Origin of the sequence: Archangium sp. Cb G35, from assembly GCF_001896145.1 — a bacterium.
Lineage (GTDB): Bacteria > Myxococcota > Myxococcia > Myxococcales > Myxococcaceae > Archangium > Archangium violaceum.
The window spans coordinates 371,866-393,185 of the sequence record NZ_MPOI01000016.1 but is presented as its reverse complement, the minus strand read 5'-3'; the positions used below and the strand labels follow the sequence as shown (position 1 = coordinate 393,185).

The window sequence follows — 21,320 nt, the reverse complement described above, 5'->3', positions numbered from 1 at the left end:
CACCTCATGGCCTCGCGAAACGAGCTCGATCAGCTGACTCCCGGAGAGAAGCGCGCGCTGCTCAAGCAGCTCCTCGAGCGCGGACCCCAGAAGGCAGCCCTCAACGCGGCGCGTGACACGGGACCGGTCCGGCGTCCGGCGAACGCGCCCCCGGTCCCCTCGTCCGCGCAGGAGCGGATGTGGTTCCTGCACCAGCTGGCCCCCGGTGCCGCGAGCTACAACATCCCCCGCGCCGTGGAGCTGAGGGGAGCGCTGGAGGCACAGGTGCTGGAGGCGGCGCTCCAGCAGCTCCTCGCGCGCCACGAGGCCCTGCGCTCCGTCTTTCCCTCCTCGGAGGGCCGCCCGCTGCTGGCCATGCGGCCGGTACCGGCACGAGTGCTGGTCACGGAGGACCTGACGGACGAGGCCGGCCAGGACACGCGCCTGTCCCGCCGGCTGCACGAGGAGGCCACGCGCCCCTTCGACGTGGAGCACGGCCCGCTCTACCGCTTCCACCTCTTCCGCCTCGCGCCGGACAGGCACGTCTTCGGGCTGGTCATCCACCACCTGGTGCTGGATGGCTGGAGCTACAACGTCCTGATGCGGGAGCTGGGCGGGTTGTACTCCGCGCTCAGCCGCCAGCAGGCCCCACAGCTCGCGCCCCTGCCGCTGGAATACGCCGACTTCGCCGCCTGGCAGCGCACGCCCGCGGCCACGGAGCGCGAGGCGCCCCACCTCGACTATTGGAAGCAGCAGCTCGCGGACGCACCCCACGTGCTGGAGCTGCCCACCGACAAGCCGCGCCCGGCCGTCCGGAAGGAAGAGGGCGTGCAGACCGAGCCGCGTCCGCTGCCGCCCTCGCTCACCGAGGCCGTGCGTGCCCTCTGCCGCGAGCGCCAGGTCACCCCCTTCATGGTGTTCCACGCGGCCTTCGCCGCGCTGCTGCACCGCTACTCGCGGCAGACGGACTTCTGCGTGGGCACGCCCGTCGCGGGCCGCACGCACCTGGCGGTGGAAGGCCTCGTGGGCCTCTTCATCAACACCGTGGTGCTGCGCGGCACCGTCACCTCCCACACGCCCTTCTCCTCCCTGCTGTCCCAGTCCCGCGAGCGGGTGCTGGCCGCCTACGCGCACCAGGAGGCCCCCTTCGAGCGCGTGGTGGAGGCACTCCAGGTGGAGCGCAGCCTCGGCCGCACGCCGCTCGTCCAGGTGATGTTCGACCTGTACCAGGAGGAGCGCTCGCTCGCCGAGGCCCTGTCCGGTCTCTCCGCACGCCCGGTGCACGTGGACACCGGCACCAGCCAGTTCGACCTCTCCCTCACCGTCATCGAGAGCGCCGCCGGCTTCACGCTCACCGTCCAGTACAGCACCGAGCTGTTCGAGGCCGGCACCATCCAGCGCATGCTGGAGCACTACCCGCGGCTGCTCGCGCACGCCCTGCGCGCGCCCGGCACCCACGTGGGAGCCCTCGCACTCCTCTCCGAGGCCGAGCGCGAACAGCTCCTCGTCTCCTTCAACGACACCGAGCGGCCCTTCGACTCCGAGGCCACCCTCGTCTCGCTCTTCCTGGAGCAGGCCGCGCGCACTCCGGAAGCCACCGCCGTCGTGGCCTCCGATGGCACCCTTTCCTTCCGCGAGTTGGCCGGGCAGGCCTCGCGCCTCGCCGCCCATCTGTCCGCCGCGGGTGCACGGCCCGAGTCCGTGGTGGGCCTGTGCCTGGAGCGCTCGCTCGACGCCGTGGTGTCGCTGCTCGCCATTCTCATGAGCGGCGCCGGGTGCCTCCCGCTGGAGGCCTCGCACCCCGCCACCCGCCGGGCCGCGCTGCTGCGCCAGTCCGGCGCCCGCCTCGTCGTCTCACGCCCGGAGCTGTTCTCCGGCGCGGAGCTCACGGTGCCCCTCGTGTCTCCGGACGTGCGGGCCCACGAGGCCGTCCCCTCCGCCCCGCTGCACCGGGCCCGCGCCGAGAACCTCGCCTACCTGCTCTACACCTCCGGCTCCACCGGCGAGCCCAAGGGCGCCGAGCTCACCCACCGCAACATCGTCCACGCCTTCGCCTCCTTCGACCCGTACTACGTGACGCAGCCCGGTGAGTGCTGGGCCGCCTGCGGGAGCTTCACCTTCGACATGCACCTGGAGGAGGTGCTCTTCAGCCTCACACGCGGCGCTCGCACCGTGCTGCGCGAGGTCGGCCCCCTGGGGCTCGCGCGCGACATCGTCCGCCACGGCATCACCCACGCCGTCCTCACTCCCTCCTCGCTCACCACGGCCCTGGAGGAGCCCGGGGCCCTGGAAGCCTTCCGCTCGATGAAGATGATCGCCCTCGGCGGCGAGGCGATCCCCGAGCAACTCGTGCAGCAGCTCGCCCTGACCCGGACGAGCCTCATCAACGCCTACGGCCCCACGGAGACGACCATCTGTGTCGTCGCCGAGCCGGTGCTGCCCGGCCAGCCCGTGCGCCTGGGCCAGCCGCTGGCTCGCTCGCGCGCGTACGTGCTCGACGAGCTCGGCCAGCCCGTTCCCATCGGTGTCCCGGGCGAGCTCTATATCGGTGGCCAGGGCCTCGGCCGAGGCTACCGGGGCCGCCCCGAGCTCACCGCCGAGCGCTTCGTCCCCGATCCCTTCTCCAGCACCCCCGGAGCCCGTCTCTACCGCACGGGCGACCGCGCCCGCTGGAGCGCCGATGGCGCACTGAGCTTCCTGGGACGCAGCGACTTCCAGGTGAAGGTGCGCGGCGTACGCGTCGAGCTGGAGGAGGTCGAGGCCGCCCTGCTGCGCCAGCCCGGCGTGCGGCAGGCCGCCGTCATCACCCGGGGCTCGGGCCGCGACATGCGCCTGGAGGCCTTCCTCGTCCTGGAGAGCGAGACGGCTCCGGGCTCCGTGCGTCAGTCCCTCGCGCGATCCCTGCCCGAGGCCATGGTGCCCTCGCGCTTCCACGCCCTCTCCGTCCTCCCCTTCACCACCAGCGGCAAGGTGGACCGCAAGGCGCTCGCGGCCCTGCCCGTGGAGGCGCCCGAGTCCTCGGCCCAGGGTGAGCCGCCCCGTGGACCCGTGGAGGAGTTGCTCGCGCAGCTCTTCGGGCAGGTGCTCGGCGCGGAGACGGTGCGCCGCGAGGACAGCTTCTTCCACCTCGGGGGCCACTCCCTGAGCGCCACCCGGCTGGTGGCCCGTGTCCGTCAGGCCTTCGGTGTCGAGCTGCCCCTCGCCGCGCTTTTCTCCTCGCCCAGCGTGGCCGGGCTCGCACAGGAGTTGTCGCAGCGCCAGGGCCACGGCCCCGCCGAACTCCCCGCTCCCACGCCCCTTCCGGTGGACGCGCCTCCCGTCCTGTCCCCCGCACAGGAGCGGCTGTGGTTCATCCAGCAGCTCCAGCCCGATTCCAGCGCCTACCACATGCCCGAGGCCGTCGAGCTCTCCGGGCCTCTGGATTCCAACGCCCTGGAGCAGGCCCTGCGCTGGCTCCTGGCGCGGCACCCCGTGCTCCGCCTCGCCATCCCCGCGCATGACGGTGCTCCGGCTCCCCTCCTCCTGCCCCTTCCCGAGCAGGTGCTCCTTCACGAATCGCCGGGGGACATGACCGAGGCCTCCGCCAGCCTGCGCCAGGAGGTGGACAGGCCCTTCGATGTCGCCCGGGGTCCCCTCTACCGCTTCCGGCTGCTGAAGCTCGCCCCCGAGCGCCACGTCCTGCTGCTCGTCTTCCACCACCTGCTCGTCGATGGCCTCTCCCTCGACGTCCTCATGCGCGAGCTGGCTCAGGCCTACGCCTCCTTCCTCCAGCACCGCCCGCCCTCTCTTCCTCCCGTCCTCCTGGACAACTCCTCCGTCGCCCTCTGGCTCCGCTCCCAGCCCGTCCTCTCCCGTCAGGACTCTCAGCTCGACTTCTGGAAGCGCCAGCTCTCCGACGCTCCCGCCCTCCTCCAGCTCCCCACCGACAAGCCCCGCCCCTCCGTCCTCTCCCACCAGGGCGGCTTCCACGGCTACCACCCGCTCCCCGCCGCGCTCTCTCACGAGCTGCGCGCCTTCTGCCGCCAGCACCAGGCCACGCCCTTCATGGTGCTGTACGCCGCCTTCGCCTCCCTCCTGCACCGCTACTCCGGACAGGATGATTTCTGCGTCGGCACTCCCGTCTCCGGCCGCACCCATCCCTCCGTCGAGGGCGTCGTCGGCCTGCTCCTCAACACCGTCGTCCTGCGCACCCGCTTCCCCCAGGACGCCTCCTTCTCCTCGCTCCTCTCCCAGGTGCGCTCCTCCACCCTGGAAGCCATCGCGCATCAGGACGTGCCCTTCGAGCGGCTCGTCAGCGCCCTCGGCATCGAGCGCAGCACCAGCCACTCCCCGCTCTTCCAGGTGATGTTCGACCTCAACCGCGTCGAGCACTCCCTCGCCAGCGCGTTCCCCGGTCTCCAGGGCCTCCGCCAGAAGCTCGAGTTCTTCAACAGCCCGTTCGATCTCACCCTCACGGCCATCGAATCGCCCGAGGGCTACGAGCTCTTCTTCCAGTACAGCACCGAGCTGTTCGAGGCCGGCACCGTCCAGCGCATGCTGGAGCACTATGTGCGGCTGCTCGAGCACGCCGTGCGCGCGCCCGGCACCCGCGTGGGTGCCCTCTCGCTCCTCTCCGAGGCCGAGCGCCAGCAGGTTCTCCGCTCCTTCAACGACACCGAGCGGCCCTTCGACTCCGAGGCCACCGTCGTCTCGCTCTTCCTGGAGCAGGCCGCGCGCACTCCGGACGCTCCCGCCGTCGTCGCCCCCGAGGGCACCCTCACCTTCCGCGAGTTGTCCGAGCGGTCCTCGCGTCTCGCCGCCCATCTGAGCGCCGCGGGCGCCGGGCCCGAGTCCGTGGTGGGCCTGTGCCTGGAGCGCTCGCTCGATGCCGTGGTGGTGCCCCTCGCCATTCTCATGAGTGGTGCCGGGTGCCTCCCGCTCGAGGCCTCGCACCCCGCCGCCCGCCGTGCCGCGCTGTTGCGCCAGTCGGGTGCCCGCCTCGTCGTCTCCCGCCCGGAGCGGTTCTCCGGCGTGGCGCTGGACGTGCCCCTCGTCTCTCCAGAGGCAGGGGTCGATGCGGCCGCCTCACCGCCTCACCGCGCCCATGCCGGAAACCTCGCCTACCTGCTCTACACCTCCGGCTCCACCGGCGAGCCCAAGGGCGTCGAGCTCACCCACCGCAACCTCGTCCACGCCTTCGCGGCCTTCGAGCCGTACTACGCGACGCAGCCCGGTGACTGCTGGGCCGCCTCCACCAGCCCGTCCTTCGACGTCCACCTCGAGGAGCTGTTCTTCAGCCTCACGCGCGGCGCCCGCATCGTGCTGCGCGAGGTCGGCCCCCTGGGGCTCGCGCGGGACATCCTCCGCCACGGCATCACCCATGTGCCCATCACCCCCTCCTCGCTCGCCACGGCCCTGGAGGAGCCCGGCGCCCTGGAGTCCTTCCGCTCGCTGAAGGTGCTCATCCTCGGCGGCGAGGCCCTGCCCGAACAGCTCGTTCAACAGCTCGCCCTGACCCGCACGAGCCTGCTCAACATGTACGGGCCCACGGAGACGACGCTCGGCATCATCTCCGAGCGGGTGCTGCCCGGTCAGCCCGTGCGCCTGGGCCGCCCCCTGGCCCGCTCATGCGCGTACGTGCTCGATGCACATGGCCAGCCCGTTCCCGCCGGTGTCCCCGGCGAGCTCTATATCGGTGGCCAGGGCCTCGGCCGAGGCTACCGGGGCCGCCCCGACCTCACCGCCGAGCGATTCGTCCCAGACCCCTTCTCCGGCGACCCTGGCGCCCGCCTCTACCGCACCGGCGACCGCGTGCGCTGGAACGGCGATGGCTCGCTGAGCTTCCTCGGACGCACCGACTTCCAGGTCAAGGTGCGCGGCGTTCGCATCGAGCTGGAAGAAGTCGAGGCCGCCCTGCTGCGCCAGTCCGGCGTTCGTCAGGCCGCCGCCATCACCCTGGGCTCGGGCCGCGACATGCGCCTGGAGGCCTTCGTGGTGCTGGAGAACGAGCCGGCCCTGGCCTCGCTGCGCCAGTCGCTCGCGCGTGCCCTGCCCGGGGCCATGGTGCCCTCGCGCTTCCATGTCCTGCCCTCGCTCCCCTTCTCCAGCAGCGGCAAGGTGGACCGCAAGGTGCTGAGCTCGCTCGCGGTGGACGCGGGCCCCATGGCCACCGAGGGCGGAACCCCTCGCGGGTACGTGGAGGAGTTGCTCGCGCAGCTCTTCGGGCAGGTGCTCGGCGTGGAGACGGTGCGCCGCGAGGACAGCTTCTTCCACCTCGGAGGCCACTCCCTGAGCGCCACCCGGCTGGTGGCCCGTGTCCGTCAGGCCTTCGGCGTCGAGCTGCCCCTCACCGCGCTCTTCTCCTCTCCCACCGTGGCCGGGCTCGCCCAGGAGCTCTCGCAGCGCCAGGGCCACGGCCCCGCCGAGCTGCCCGCTCCCACGCCCCTCCCGGCGGACGCACCTCCCGTCCTGTCCCCCGCCCAGGAGCGGCTGTGGTTCATCCAGCAGCTCAAGCCCGACTCCAGCGCCTACCACATGCCCGAAGCCGTCGAGCTCTCCGGGCCCCTGGATTCCAACGCCCTGGAGCAGACCCTGCGCTGGCTTCTGGCGCGTCACCCCGTGCTCCGCCTCGCCGTCCCCGCGCATGACGGTGCTCCAGCCCCCGTCCTCCTGCCCCTTCCCGAGCAGGTGCTCCTCCACGAATCGGCGGAGGCGCCCTTCAACGCGGAGGCGTTGGACCGGTGGCTGCGCGAGAAGGCCCTCGAGCCCTTCTCCATGGAGACGGGTCCGCTCCACCGCTTCCGGCTGCTGAAGCTCGCCCCCGAGCGCCACGTCCTGCTGCTCGTCTTCCACCACCTGCTCGTCGACGGCCTCTCCCTCGACGTCCTCATGCGCGAGTTGGGTCAGGCCTACGCCTCCTTCCTCCAGCACCAGCCTCCCGCCCTTCCTCCCGTCCTCCTGGACAACTCCTCCGTCGCCCTCTGGCTCCGCTCCCAGCCCGTCCTCTCCCGCGAGGCCGCTCAGCTCGACTTCTGGAAGCGCCAACTCTCCGACGCGCCCGCCCTCCTCCAGCTCCCCACCGACAAGCCCCGTCCCTCCGTCCTCTCCCATCAGGGCGGCTTCTCCGGCTTCCATCCCCTTCCCGCAGCCCTCTCGCGCGAGCTGCGTGCCTTCAGCCGCCAGCACCAGGCCACGCCCTTCATGGTGCTGTACGCCGCCTTCGCCTCCCTCCTGCACCGCTACTCCGGACAGGATGACTTCTGCGTCGGCACTCCCGTCTCCGGCCGTACCCATCCCTCCACCGAGGGTGTCGTCGGCCTGCTGCTCAACACCGTCGTCCTCCGGACCCGCCTCGCGCCGGACGCCTCCTTCGCCTCGCTCCTCGCCCACGTCCGCGCGTCCTCGCTCGAGGCCTTCGCCCACCAGGACGTGCCCTTCGAGCGGCTCGTCAGCGCCCTCGGCGTCGAGCGCAGCACCAGCCACACGCCGCTCTTCCAGGTGGTGTTCAACCTCAACCGCGTCGAGCACGCCCTCGCCGACGCGCTCCCCGGCCTCCAGGCCCGCGCCCTGCAGCCCGATGCGCTCGGGAGCCCCTTCGAGCTCTCCTTCGTCGTCACCGAGAGCGCCCAGGGCTACACGCTGGCCTGCCGCTACAGCACCGAGCTATTCGAGGCCGGCACCCCGCGGCGCATGCTGGAGCACTACGAGCAACTGCTCACCCACGCGCTGCGAGCCCCCGAGACCCGTGCCGGCGCACTGCCGCTGCTGACGGACACGGAGCGCCACCGGCTGCTGGTGGAGTGGAACCAGACGCATGCCGGCCACGCCTCGGACGAGTGTCTCCCCACGCTCATCGAGGCCCAGGTGCTCCGCGCGCCGCACGTGGACGCGGTGCGCCTCGGGGACGAGGTGCTCACCTACGGCGAGCTCAACCGCCGCGCCAACCAGCTCGCGCACCACCTGCGGCGGCTCGGCGTGGGCCCCGAGGTCCGCGTGGGCCTCTGCCTGGAACGCTCGGTGGAGCAGATCGTTGGCGTGCTCGCCATCCTCAAGGCGGGCGGGGCCTACGTACCCTTCGAGCCCTCCACTCCGAAGGAGCGGCTGGCCTTCATGCTCCGGGACTCCCGCGCGCCCGTGCTGGTGACGCGGCGGAAGCTGGCCGAAGGACTCTCCGCTCCAGGCGTGCACCCGCTGTGCCTCGACGCGCTCGGGCCGGAGCTCGCACGCGAGCCCGAGTCCAATCCCCTCCCCCTGAGTGGCCCGGAGCACCTCGCCTACGTCATCTACACCTCGGGCTCCACCGGCATGCCCAAGGGCGTGATGATCCAGCACCGCTCCGTGGTGAACCTGTTGGCGGCGCTCGAGACCGCCGTCTACTCCGGGAGCCACGCGCCGCTGCGGGTGAGCCTCAACGCCCCGCTGTCCTTCGATGCCTCGGTCAAACAGCTCATCCAGCTCGCCCACGGCCACACGCTCTGCATCGTGCCCGAGGAGGCCCGGAGTGACGTGAGCGCGATGCGCTCGTACATCGAGCGCTACCGGCTGGACGTCCTCGACTGCTCGCCCGCGCACCTGCGGCTGCTGCTCGAGGAGGGGCTCGGAGCACGGCCCGAGGTCTCCCCGCGGCGGGTGCTGGTGGGTGGCGAGGCGCTGAGCGCGTCCACCTGGAGCGTGCTCGCGCACCATCCCCACATCACCTTCTTCAACGTCTATGGCCCCACCGAGTGCACGGTGGACACCACCGCCTGCGCCGCCAACGACAGGCCGGAAGGGCCGAGCATCGGCCGGCCCCTGCGAGACGTGCGGGTGTACGTGCTGGACCGGAACCTCCACCCCGTGCCCGTGGGCGTCCCTGGAGAGCTGTTCATCGGAGGCGCCGGGCTCGGCCGCGGCTACCAGGAGCGCCCGGACCTGACGGCGGAGAAGTTCATTCCGGATCCGTTCTCCTCCACGCCCGGAGCACGCCTGTACCGCACGGGCGACCGGGTGCGGTACCTGCCGGACGGACACCTCGAGTACCTGGAGCGCATCGACTTCCAGGTGAAGGTGCGCGGCTTCCGCATCGAGCCAGGTGAGGTGGAAGCGGTGCTCGGCCAGCACCCGGCGGTGAGCGAGGCCTCGGTCGTGGTGCACGAGGACTCGGCCGGGGACAAGCGCCTGGTGGCGTTCCTGGTGCCCAGGGGCGAGCCCGTGCCCGAGAGCGAGCTGCGCACGTGGATGAAGCAGTCGCTGCCGGACTACATGGTCCCGGCCGCGCTCGTGGCGCTGGAGCGGATGCCACTGTCACGCCACGGCAAGGTGGATCGCAAGGCGCTGGCGGCGCTCGCGGTGGACGTGGGCCCCACGGTGACGAAGGGCGAGGCCCCTCGCGGAGCCGTGGAGGAGTTGCTCGCGCGGCTCTTCGGACAGGTGCTCGGCGTGGAGACGGTGCACCGCGAGGCGGACTTCTTCCACCTCGGCGGACACTCCCTGACGGCCACGCGGCTGGTGTCCCGTGTGCGCCAGGCCTTCGGCATCGAGCTGCCCCTCGTGGCGCTCTTCACCTCGCCCACCGTGGCGGGGCTCGCGCGAGAGGTGTCGCGGCGCCAGGGCCACGGCCAGGCCGAGCTGCCCGCTCCCACGCCCCGCCCGGCGGACGCGCCTCCCGTGCTGTCCTTCGCGCAGGAGCGCATGTGGTTCCTGCAACAGCTCCGGCCGGACTCGCACGCCTACCACATCGATGGTGCCGTGGAGGTGGATGGGCCGCTCCGGGCTGACGCGCTGGAGCAGGCCCTTCGCTGGCTGCTGGCACGTCACCCCGTGCTCCGTCTGGCCGTGCCGTCCCAGGAGGGAAATCCGGCCCCCGTGCTGCTGCCGGTACCCGAGCGGGTGCTGCATCAGGAGTCCCTCGCCGAGCTGCCCGATCATAAGGAGAGGCTCGCCGAGCGGCTGCGTCAGGAAGTGGACCGGCCCTTCTCCATGGAGACGGGCCCGCTCTACCGTTTCTGGTTGTGGCGCCTCTCTCCCGAGCGCCATGCCCTGCTGCTCGTCTTCCACCACCTGCTGGTGGATGGCCTCTCCATGGGCATCCTGCTGCGCGAGCTGGGCCAGGCCTACGCCGCCTTCCTCCAGCACCAGGCCCCCGCCCTGCCCGCTCCGTCCCTGGACAACTCGGACATCGCCGCCTGGCAGCGCACTCCCTCCCTCCTGGCTCGTGAGCAGTCCCAGCTCCTCTACTGGCACTCCCAGCTGGCCGATGCTCCCCGCCTCCTCCAGCTCCCCACTGACAAGCCCCGCCCCTCCGTCCTCTCCGACTCGGGCGCCTCTACCCCCTCCCTCCGCCTCTCTCCCGCTCTCTCCCAGGCCCTGGGTTCCCTGTGCCGCCAGCACCAGGTCACCCCCTTCATGGCCCTCCACGCCGCCTTCTCCGCCCTCCTGCTGCGCTACTGCGGCCAGCAGGACTTGTGCGTCGGCGTCCCCGTCTCCGGCCGTACCCATCCCTCCTCCGAGCCCGTCGTCGGCCTCTTCGTCAACACCCTCGTCCTGCGCTCCCAGCCCAGGCCTGATGTGTCCTTCGCATCGCTGCTGGCCCAGGTCCGCGCTTCCTCCCTGGACGCCTTCGCCCACCAGGACGTCCCCTTCGAGAAGCTCATCTCCCACCTCGGTGTCGAGCGCAGCACCAATCACTCCCCGCTCTTCCAGGTGATGTTCGACCTCAACCGGTCCGAGCACTCCCTCGCCGACGCGCTCCCCGGGCTCCAGGTGCGCCCGCTGCGGCAGGACATCCTCAGCAGCCCCTTCGACCTGTCCCTCACGGCCACCGAGTCGCCCGAGGGCTACGAGTTCTTCTTCCAGTACAGCACCGAGCTGTTCGAGGCCGGCACCGTCCAGCGCATGCTGGAGCACTATGTGCGGCTGCTCGAGCACGCCGTACGCGCGCCCGATACGCACCTGGGCGCGCTCTCCCTGCTCTCCGACACCGAGCGCCAGCAGGTCGTCCGCTCCTTCAACGACACCGAGCGGCCCTTCGACTCCGAGGCCACCGTCGTCTCGCTCTTCCTGGAGCAGGTGGCCCGCACTCCGGACGCTCCCGCCGTCGTCGCCCCCGAGGGCACCCTCACCTTCCGCGAGCTGGCCGAGCAGTCCTCGCGTCTCGCCGCCCATCTGAGCGCCGCGGGCGCCGGGCCCGAGTCCGTGGTGGGCCTGTGCCTGGAGCGCTCGCTCGACGCCGTGGTGTCGCTGTTCGCCATCTTCATGAGCGGCGCCGGGTGTCTCCCGCTGGAAGCCTCGCACCCCGCCGCCCGCCGTGCCGCGATGCTGCGCCAGTCCGGCGCCCGCCTCGTCCTCTCCCGCCCCGCCCTGTTCTCCGGCGTGACACTGGACGTGCCCCTCGTCTCTCCGGACGTGCGCGCGAGCGAGGCCGTCCCGTCCACCCCGCCGCGACGGGCCCATGCCGGGAACCTCGCCTACCTGCTCTACACCTCCGGCTCCACCGGTGAGCCCAAGGGCGTCGAGCTCACCCACCGCAACGTCGTCCACTGCTTCGCGGCCTTCGATCCGTACTACGCGACGCAGCCCGGTGACTGCTGGGCCTGCTCTGGCAGCCTCTCGTTCGACATCCATCTGGAGGAGGTGCTCTTCAGCCTCACGCGTGGCGCTCGCACCGTGCTGCGCGAGGTCGGCCCGCTGGGGCTTGGACGAGACATCGTCCACCATGGCATCACCCACACCGTCATCACCCCCTCCTCGCTCGCCACGGCGCTCGAGGAGCCCGGTGCGCTGGAGTCCTTCCGCTCGCTGAAGGTGCTCGTCACCGGAGGCGAGGTGCTGCCGGATCCGCTGGTGCAGCAGCTCTCGCTGACGAAGACGAAGCTGGTCAACACGTACGGCCCCACCGAGACGAGCATCAACGTCGTCGCGGAGTTCGTTCCACAGGACCGTCCCGTGCGACTGGGGCGCCCGCTGGATCGGTGCCGCATCTACGTCCTCGACGAGCGGGGGGAGCCCGTGCCGCCCGGCGTTCCCGGCGAGCTCTTCATCGGGGGTACGCCCCTGGGCCGTGGCTACCGGGGCCGCCCCGACCTCACCGCCGAGCGCTTCATCCCGGACCCCTTCTCCGGCGATCCTGGCGCGCGCCTCTACCGCACGGGAGACCGCGTGCGATGGAACGGCGATGGCTCGCTGAGCTTCCTGGGCCGCACCGACTTCCAGGTGAAGGTGCGCGGCGTTCGCATCGAGCTGGAAGAAGTCGAGGCCGCCCTGCTGCGCCAGCCCGGCGTTCGTCAGGCCGCCGTCATCATCCGGGGCTCGGGCCGCGACATGCGCCTGGAAGCCTTCCTCGTGTTGGAGAGCGAGGCGGCACTCCCCCCGCTGCGTCAGTCGCTCGCCCGTGCCCTGCCCGAGGCCATGGTGCCCTCGCGCTTCCACGCCCTGCCCGCCCTGCCCTTCACCACCAGCGGCAAGGTGGACCGCAAGGCGCTCGCGGCCCTGCCCGTGGAGACGCACGATGCCCCGGCACAGGGTGAAGCCCCCCGCGGGCCCGTGGAGGAGTTGCTCGCGCAGCTCTTCAGCCAGGTGCTCGGCGTGGAGACGGTGCGCCGCGAGGAGGACTTCTTCCACCTCGGGGGCCACTCCCTGAGCGCCACCCGGCTGGTGGCGCGCGTGCGTCAGGCATTCGGCGCCGAGCTGCCTCTCTCCGCCCTCTTCTCCTCGCCCACCGTGGCGGGGCTCGCGCGGGAGGTGTCGCGGCGCCAGGGCCAAGGCCCGGCCGAGCTGCCCGCTCCCACGCCCCTCCCGGCGGACGCGCCTCCGGTGCTGTCGTTCGCTCAGGAGCGCATGTGGTTCCTGCAGCAGCTCCAGCCGGACTCGCACGCCTACCACATCGATGGAGCCGTGGAGGTGGATGGGCCGCTCCGGGCCGACGCGCTGGAGCACGCCCTTCGCTGGCTGCTGGCACGTCACCCCGTGCTCCGCCTGGCCGTCTCCGCACACGAGGGACACCCGCTGCCTCGCGTGCTGCCGGTGCCCGAGCAGGTGCTGCAACAGGAGTCCCTGGCCGGACTGCCCGAGGCCGCCTCCCGTCTGACGGCCCGGCTCCGCCAGGAGGCGGACAGGCCCTTCGACATGGCCCAGGGGCCGCTCTACCGCTTCTGGTTGTGGCGCCTCTCCCCCGAGCGCCATGCCCTGCTGCTCGTCTTCCACCACCTGCTCGTCGACGGCCTTTCCCTCGACATCCTGCTGCGCGAGCTGGGCCAGGCCTACGCCGCCTTCCTCCAGCACCAGGCCCCCGCCTTGCCCGCTCCGTCCCTGGGCAACTCGGACATCGCCGCCTGGCAGCGCACTCCCTCCCTCCTGGCCCGTGAGCAGTCCCAGCTCCTCTTCTGGCACTCCCAGCTGGCCGATGCTCCCCGCCTCCTCCAGCTCCCCACCGACAAACCCCGCCCCTCCGTCCTCTCCGACTCGGGCGCCTCTACTCCTTCCCTCCGCCTCTCCCCCTCTCTCTCCCAGGCCCTGGGTTCCCTGTGCCGCCAGCACCAGGTCACCCCCTTCATGGCCCTCCACGCCGCCTTCTCCGCACTCCTGCTGCGCTACTGCGGCCAACAGGACTTGTGCGTCGGCGTCCCCGTCTCCGGCCGCACCCACCCCTCCTCCGAGCCCGTCGTCGGCCTCTTCGTCAACACCCTCGTCCTGCGCTCCCAGCCTCGGCCCGACGCGTCCTTCGCTTCGCTGCTGGCCCAGGTCCGCGCTTCCTCCCTGGACGCCTTCGCCCACCAGGACGTCCCCTTCGAGAAGCTCATCTCCCACCTCGGTGTCGAGCGCAGCTCCCACCACTCTCCGCTGGTGCAGGTGGCCTTCGTCTGGAATCGCATCAGCCAGTCCATGGCCGACGCGCTCCCCGGGCTCGCCACCCGTCCCATCGAGCTCTCCAGCACCGCGTCCAAGTTCGACCTGGCGCTCATCGTCCTGGAGAACGGCTCCTCGCTGGAGATCTCCGCCGACTTCAGCACCGAGCTGTTCGAGGCCAGCACCGTGCAGCGCATGCTGGAGCACTACGTGCGGCTGCTCGAGCACGCACTGCGGGCCCCGGACACGCACCTCGAGGCGCTGACGCTGCTCTCCGAGCCGGAGCGCGAGCAGGTGGTGCGCTCCTTCAACGACACCGAGCGCCCCTTCGAGAGCGCCACCTACGCCTCGCTCTTCCAGGCCCAGGCCACACGGGCCCCCGAGGCCCCCGCCCTGCTCGCCCGCGACGGCGCCCTCACCTACGGCCAGCTCGACGAGCGCGCCACCGCCCTGGCCCACGAGCTCGCGGCCCTGGGCGCGGGACCCGAGAGCGTCATCGGCGTGTGCCTGGAGCGCACCAGCGAGCTGCTCGTCTCGCTGCTCGCCATCCTCAAGGCGGGCGCGGCCTACCTGCCCCTGGAGCTGGCCCACCCGGCGCCGCGCCGTACCGCGTTGCTGCGCGCGGCGGGGGCTCGCCTGGTCGTGGCGCGCCCCGAGTCCTTCCCCGAGCCGGTGGAGGGAGTCACGTGCGTGTCCCCGAGCGCTCGCGGGGCCTCGGCGCCGCTGCGTCCGGCCACTCCGGAGAACCTCGCCCTCGTCCTCTTCACCTCCGGCTCCACGGGCGAGCCCAAGGCCGTGGCCCTCACCCACCGCAACCTCAGCCACCTCTTCGCCGCGGCGGATGCGGGTTACCCCTCACGGCCCGGAGACACCACGCTGGCGGCCGCCTCGGTGGCTTTCGACGTCCACGTGGCGGAGCTGCTCTATCCCCTGGCGCGAGGCGCCCGCGTCGTCCTGCGCGAGACGGGTCCCCTGGGCATGGCCCGGGACATCCTCCAGCACCGGGCCACGCACCTGCTCGCCACGCCGTCCGTCATCTCCGCCGCCCTCGAGGAGCCCGAGGCCCCCGAGGCCCTGCGCGTCCTCGCCTGGCTCCAGCTCGGTGGCGAGGCCCCTCCCGAGTCCCTCGTGCAGCGGCTCGCCACGGGCCAGCTCCGGCTGCTCAACGGCTACGGGCCCGGCGAGAACACCTGCTTCACCACGCTCTCCCCGTTGCGGCCCGGCGCGCCCATCCGCCTGGGCCGTCCGCTCGACCGGGTGCGCCTCTACGTGCTGGATGGACTCGGCCAGCCCACCCCTCCGGGCGTCCCGGGCGAGCTCTACCTCGGAGGCGAGGGCCTGGCGCGCGGCTACCACGGCCGCCCGGGCCTCACCGCCGAGCGCTTCGTCCCGGACCCCTTCTCCGGGACTCCGGGCGCGCGCCTCTACCGCACGGGAGACCGCGTGCGATGGAACGGCGATGGCTCGCTGAGCTTCCTGGGCCGCACCGACTTCCAGGTGAAGGTGCGCGGCGTTCGCATCGAGCTGGAAGAAGTCGAGGCCGCCCTGCTGCGCCAGCCCGGCGTTCGTCAGGCGGCGGTGCTCGCGCGCCCGCACGGGAAGGAGCTGCGCCTGGAAGGCTTCGCCGCCCTCGAGGACGCCACCTCGGGCAACGCGGAGACGCTGCGTCAGGCACTGGCCTCGGTGCTGCCGGACGCGATGGTGCCCTCGCGCCTCACCGTGCTGTCCAGCCTGCCCCTCACCGCCAACGGCAAGGTGGACCGCCAGGCACTCGCGGCCCTGCCCGTGGAGACGCACGAAGCCCCGGCCCAGGGTGAGCCGCCCCGCGGGCCCGTGGAGGAGTTGCTCGCGCAGCTCTTCAGCCAGGTGCTCGGCGTGGAGACGGTGCGCCGCGAGGAAGACTTCTTCCACCTCGGGGGCCACTCCCTGAGCGCCACCCGGCTGGTGGCTCGCGTGCGCCAGGCCTTCGGCGTCGAGCTGCCCCTCACCGCGCTCTTCTCCTCTCCCACGGTGGCGGGGCTCGCGGCCCGGCTCGGCGTCGCGCCCGGAAGGAAGGCGGAGCGGTTGCTGCCTCCCGAGGGAGAGCGGCCCACGAGCGTCCCGGCCTCGCTGGTGCAGGAGCGGCTCTGGTACGCGCTGCAGCTTCCGGAGGCGCCGCCCTTCGTCGTCATGCTCGCCTCCGTCCTGGAGGGAGCGCTCGACGCCGGCGCGCTGGAGACGGCGCTCGCGGCCGTGGTGGAGCGCAACGAGACGCTGCGCAGCACCTTCGTCCTGCGGGGTGAGACGCTCTTCGCCCAGGTGGCTCCGCCCGCCCGCCCGAGGCTGCTCCGGACGGACCTGTCACACCTTCCGGACGAGGAGTCCCTGGCGGTGGCCAACGACATCGCCACGCGCCACGGCGGCCAGCACTTCGACCTGGCCCGCGGGCCGCTCTACCGCTTCGAGCTGCTCCAACTGGACGCGGCGGGGACGCGGCACGTGCTCATCGCGTCCCTCAGCCACCTGGTGCTGGATGGACTGGGCATGCAGGCCTTCCTGGACGAGCTGGCGGAGGCCTACCGCGCGGCGCTCGCGGGCCGCTCTCCCGTGCTGCCGCCGGCGCCCGTGCAGTACTCGGATTTCGCGCGCTGGCAGCGCGGCCCCGAGCACCTGCGCCAGGTGGAGGAGAGCCTCGAGTCCTGGAAGCAGGCCCTGGCGCACGCGCCTCCGGTGTTGGATCTGCCGCTGGACTTCCCGCGCCGGGCCCCCGCGCTCAACGCCAACATGCGGCCGGTGCACCTCACCCTGGGCGCCGGGAGCGTGGCCGGGCTCAAGGCGTTGGCCCGGCAGGAGGGCGTCTCCACCTTCACCGCCCTGCTCGCGCTCACCCAGGCGTGGTTGCACCGGCTGAGCGGCCAGGAGCACGTCGTGGTGGCCTCGCCCTTCTCGGGACGCCTGCTGCCCGAGACGGAGCGCATGGTGGGCTACTTCACCAACGTGCTGCCCCTGTGCACGGATGTCTCCGGAGAGCCCTCCTTCCGCGCGCTGCTGAAGCGCTCCCGCGACGTGGTGCTGCACGCCACCACCCACCAGGAGATTCCCTTCAAGCGCATCGTGGACGCGGTCCAGCCCGACGCGGCCCGTACCGCGCCGCCGCTGGCCCAGGCCCTGCTGCTGCTCGACACCTTCACGGCGCCCCGGTTCGCGGGGCTCTCCATGTCGGACCTGGCCGGCGAGGGCATCATCCCGGCCTACGACGTGGTGGTGCACGTGGTGGAGAAGTCCGGAGCCATGGAGTGCACGCTCGCCACCGACGGGGCCCTCTTCACCCCGCGCACGGCCGAGCGCATGAGCGGCGCCTTCGAGCAGCTCCTCTCCGAGGTGCTCCGGGCTCCGGACGCGCCGCTGTCCCGGCTGCCCCTGCTCTCGGCCCGGCAGCGCCAGCAGGTGCTGGAGGCGCTCGACGGAGGGACGCAGCAGGTGCCGGCCGGGGCCTGCGTGCACACGCTCTTCGAGGCCCAGGTGCGCCGCACGCCCGAGGCGCCCGCGGTGGCCCACGGCGCCACCACCTGGAGCTACGCCGAGCTCAATGCCCGCGCCAACCTCCTGGCCTCGCGCCTGCTCGAGCGCGGCCTGCGGCCCGAGGAGCGGGTGGGCGTGGTGATGGAGCCGTCCGCGCAGGGGCTCGCGGTGCTGCTGGGCATCCTCAAGGCCGGGGGGGCCTACGTCCCGTTGGATCCAGGCTGGCCGGAGGCTCGCAAGCGGCTGGCGCTGGAGCGCGCCGGAGCGCGCTGCCTGTGGGTGGACGCGGCGCTGAAGGAGGCCCACGAGGGGCTCGTGCCGCTCGTGGAGGTGCCGCCCCAGCCCGAGCAGGTGCTGGGAGAGCTCGGCCCCGGGCCCCGGCCGGTGTCCGGCGCGCAGCTCGCGTACATCATCTTCACCTCTGGCTCCACGGGTGAGCCCAAGGGGGTGATGGTGGAGCACCGCTCGGTGGTGAACCACAACCTCGCCATCGCCGCCCGCTTCGGCCTGCGCCCGGGAGACCGGATGTTGCAGTTCGCCCCGCTCAGCTTCGACGCGGCGGCCGAGGACCTGTACCCGCCGCTGGCCGTGGGCGCCACCGTGGTGATGCGCAACGGCCTGGTGCCGGCGCACGCCCTGACGCCCTCCCTGGAGCAGGAGGACATCACCATCATCAGCCTGCCGCCCACGTACATCGAGGAGTGGGTGCGGCAGATGGGCGCGCTGGGCCAGCGGGTGCCCGCGCGGCTGCGCCTGCTGGCGCCCGGTGGAGACGTGCTCAAGCGCGAGACGTACGAGGCGTGGCTGGGCGTGGGCGGTGCTCACGCGCCCTGGCTCAACGTCTACGGCCCCACCGAGTGCACCATCACCTCGGCCACCTGCGCCATCCCGGGCGACGAGGGCGTGGGCACCGACGCCACGTTCCCCATCGGCCGTCCCATTCCCCGCGTCCGCTTCTACCTGCTGGACGAGCACCTGGAGCCCGTGCTCCCGGGGTTGCCGGGCAAGGTGTACATCGGCGGAGCGGCGCTCTCGCGCGGCTACCTCGGGGCGCCGGACATGACGGCCGAGCGCTTCCAGCCGGATCCATTCTCGGCCGAGCCGGGCGCGCGCATGTACCACACCGGAGACCTGGCCCGGCTGCAGCCCGATGGACGCCTGCGCTTCCTGGGACGGGCGGATCATCAGGTGAAGATCCGCGGCTTCCGCATCGAGCTGTCGGAGATAGAGAACTGCCTGCGGCGCTTCCCGGAGGTGGAGGAGGCGGTGGTGCTCGCCCGCACCTCGGAAACGGGCCTGCAGCAACTCTGTGCCTGGGTGCAGGCGCCCGCCACGGTGAAGGCGGACGCGCTGCGAGCGCACGTGGCGGCGGAGCTTCCCGCGTACATGATGCCCGCGGCCTTCGTGGTGATGGAGCAACTGCCCATCAACAACAACGGCAAGGTGGACAAGCGGGCCCTGCCGTCCCCGGAGTCCACGCCGGCCGCGCCACCGGAGACGCCGGCGGCATCGCAGGAGCTGGCCTTCCGCTCGACACTGGAGATGAGGCTGCAACGGCTGTGGTGCGAGGTGCTGCACCGGGCCGAGGTGGGAGCGGGGGACGACTTCTTCCAGCTGGGCGGCGACTCACTGCTGGCCATGCGGCTGCTGGGGCGCATGGAGGAGGAGTTCGGCATGCCCGTGCCGCTGGCCACGCTCTTCCAGAGTCCGGTGCTGAAGGACGCGGCGGACGCGCTGGGAGAGCTGCTGGCGGAGGGAGGCTCGCCCTCGAGCGTGGTGCGGCTGCACGGCCCGGACGTCCCGGCGGACGCTCCGGCGCTCTTCCTCTTCCACCCGGGAGACGGAGAGCTCCACTACTACCGCCAGCTCACCCCGCTGCTGGAGCCGCACCTGCGCTGCTTCGGCATCCAGGCGCCCGAGACGCTCTCGCCGAGGACCTTCGCAACCTTCGCCGAGCGCATCGAGGCCTACGTGGCGGACATCCGCGCCGTGCAACCCCATGGGCCGTACCGGCTGCTGGGCCACTCGTTCGGCGGCTACCCGGCCTACGGCGTGGCGGCGGCGCTCGAGGCGGCCGGGGAGACGGTGGAGCTGCTCGCGATGATCGACACCATCACCGACCACGTCATGAAGGAAGTGGAGCCGGTGCAGCTCGCTCCGGACCTGGGGATCGCCAAGATGTTCGAGGTGCTCAGCGAGGAGCTGGAGCGCGAGCTGGCGCCGCTGCCGCGGGACGAGCGATGGGAGCGCGTGGCGGCCCGGGCGCGTGCGGCGGGTGCGGTGGCGGCCCACTTCACGGGGAAGGACCTGGCCCGCTTGTCGCGCATGCTCGAGCTGCTGCCGCCGCAGATTCCGGGCTGGCCCGTGCCGGAGCTGCCGCGCGCGAGGCTGCGCTTCTTCCGGGCCTCGGGTACCCCCACGCAGGACCAGACGCTGGGATGGAGCCGGTACGTGCCACTGGAGCGCATCGACGTGGTGGTGCTCCCGGGCGGGCACTCCAGTGCCCTGGAACATCCCGGGGTGAAGGACTTCGTGGCCCGGCTGCTCGCGCTGCTCGGAGCAGGAGAAGCGCGGGCGGCGGGGTGAGGCGGCGGGTGAGGCGATTGCGGGACCGCGACAGATAGAGGTCGCGGCCCACCGGGCCCTATCGCAGCCGTACCTTCAGGCGCTCCTCATCGGCATTGGGCCGCCCCAGAAGGGAATCGAGCAGGCGTTCCTCGATGGACTCCTTTTCCCAGACCGCCGCCCGCTCGAGACCCACACATTCCCGGGGCTCGGCGGCTCTCTCGTTACCGGCGGTGTCGAAGATCGTGCAGCGGCGGAAATCTCCTACGTCCTGCATGAACCGGACGAGAGGCTGAGTCAGGTGCTCCTCGAGTGCTCTCCATCCGATGAACTCCCACGAATCCAGGGCCAGATGGCGGACAGCCGTCTTGAAGAGGATGGGTTTTGACGCGATCCCATCCAGATCAGAATCCAGACTCGTGGTTCTGTGTTCGTAGAAGGCGATATAGGGGGACTCGAGGAGCCTTCCGTAACCGTAGGAGCCATCGGCGAGAGCAATTCTGACAAATGTTCCTGTCTTATGTTTCTGCTTTCGCATCTCTCAATTTCCGGTGTAGGGGTGAAGCTGTCCCCATTTTTTCGTGGCGGCGTCGTGGAACAGCCTGCCCAGCGGATTGTCTTTCGCCACGCCGCGATTGACGTTCTCGGTCCGATACGGTTCTCGAGTATCGGACTGCGCGCTCCCGTAGAAATCAATCAACTGCTGCTCTCTTCCACGAATCCGCCAATAAGCGATGTCGCTATATCTATTCGCGTAGTCGAGGGCGGTTCCGACATCGAACTCGTCGAGCACGGCCTGACGGAACCCAGGGGTTTTCGGCTCATCGCCTTCGTCGGTGTGATGGTTCGAATCCCGCGTGGCAACAGCTTGTTCAGCCTGCGGACGGAGGGGTTTACGCAGGTCGACAACCATGCTGGTGCGCCCCGAGTAGTGGCGGCTGCTCGTGGGGTTGAATTTCGTGTAGGTCGCGTAGAGGCGGCCCCGGCCTTCCTTGTCCCTGTCTCTGCCGGTTTCTGGAACTGGCAATGGAGCGGGAGGTGTGCTCGCACGTGTTCCCTTGGCCGCCGTGGCATTGGGCGCATAGCAGCCTTGGACCCAACCATGAATGTCGCCAAAGTGCGTGCCGTAGAACGTGTCCGCGATGTCGATCGGGGTCTCCATCCCGTCCATGGCGGCCTTGACGGTCAAGCAGACCAGGACAACGCTGCCTCCTGCCGCAACAACCGCGCCTCCAGCCACGAGGGCCTCTCCCGTCGCAGCGGCAGTCCCTGCTTCCGCTGCGGTCGTGGCGCCTCGTGGCACGAGTCGTAGCACGGCACGTGGAATGCCATTCCCCAAGCCCTCGCCGGAAATGCTCTGGAGCGGCATCGGCGGGGGCGGGGCAACCGGTGCCGCTGGTAGCCCTGCCCTCAGCACTACCGGCACAGGAGTGGCGATTATATGGAGCTTTTCCTGGCGGGTGCCGGGACGAACG

3 protein-coding genes are annotated in these 21,320 nt (G+C 71.5%); 1 reads left to right on the top strand and 2 read right to left on the bottom strand.

Annotation, left to right across the window (positions count from 1 at the left end; genetic code table 11):
* The first annotated feature begins 6 nt into the window (after positions 1–6).
* On the top strand, positions 7–19,866 hold the full coding sequence (locus tag BO221_RS42155) for a non-ribosomal peptide synthetase (RefSeq protein ID WP_083682299.1): 19,860 nt from the start codon (positions 7–9) through the stop codon (positions 19,864–19,866).
* 58 nt (positions 19,867–19,924) lie between these two features.
* Here BO221_RS42155 and BO221_RS42150 read toward each other — a convergent pair whose 3' ends face one another.
* Positions 19,925–20,383: an Imm26 family immunity protein gene (locus BO221_RS42150; RefSeq protein WP_073566560.1), complete on the bottom strand. Its 459-nt coding sequence runs from the start codon at positions 20,381–20,383 to the stop codon at positions 19,925–19,927.
* A 3-nt stretch (positions 20,384–20,386) separates the two neighbouring features.
* Positions 20,387–21,085: a hypothetical protein gene (locus BO221_RS42145; RefSeq protein ID WP_143196001.1), complete on the bottom strand. Its 699-nt coding sequence runs from the start codon at positions 21,083–21,085 to the stop codon at positions 20,387–20,389.
* Positions 21,086–21,320: the final 235 nt, after the last annotated feature.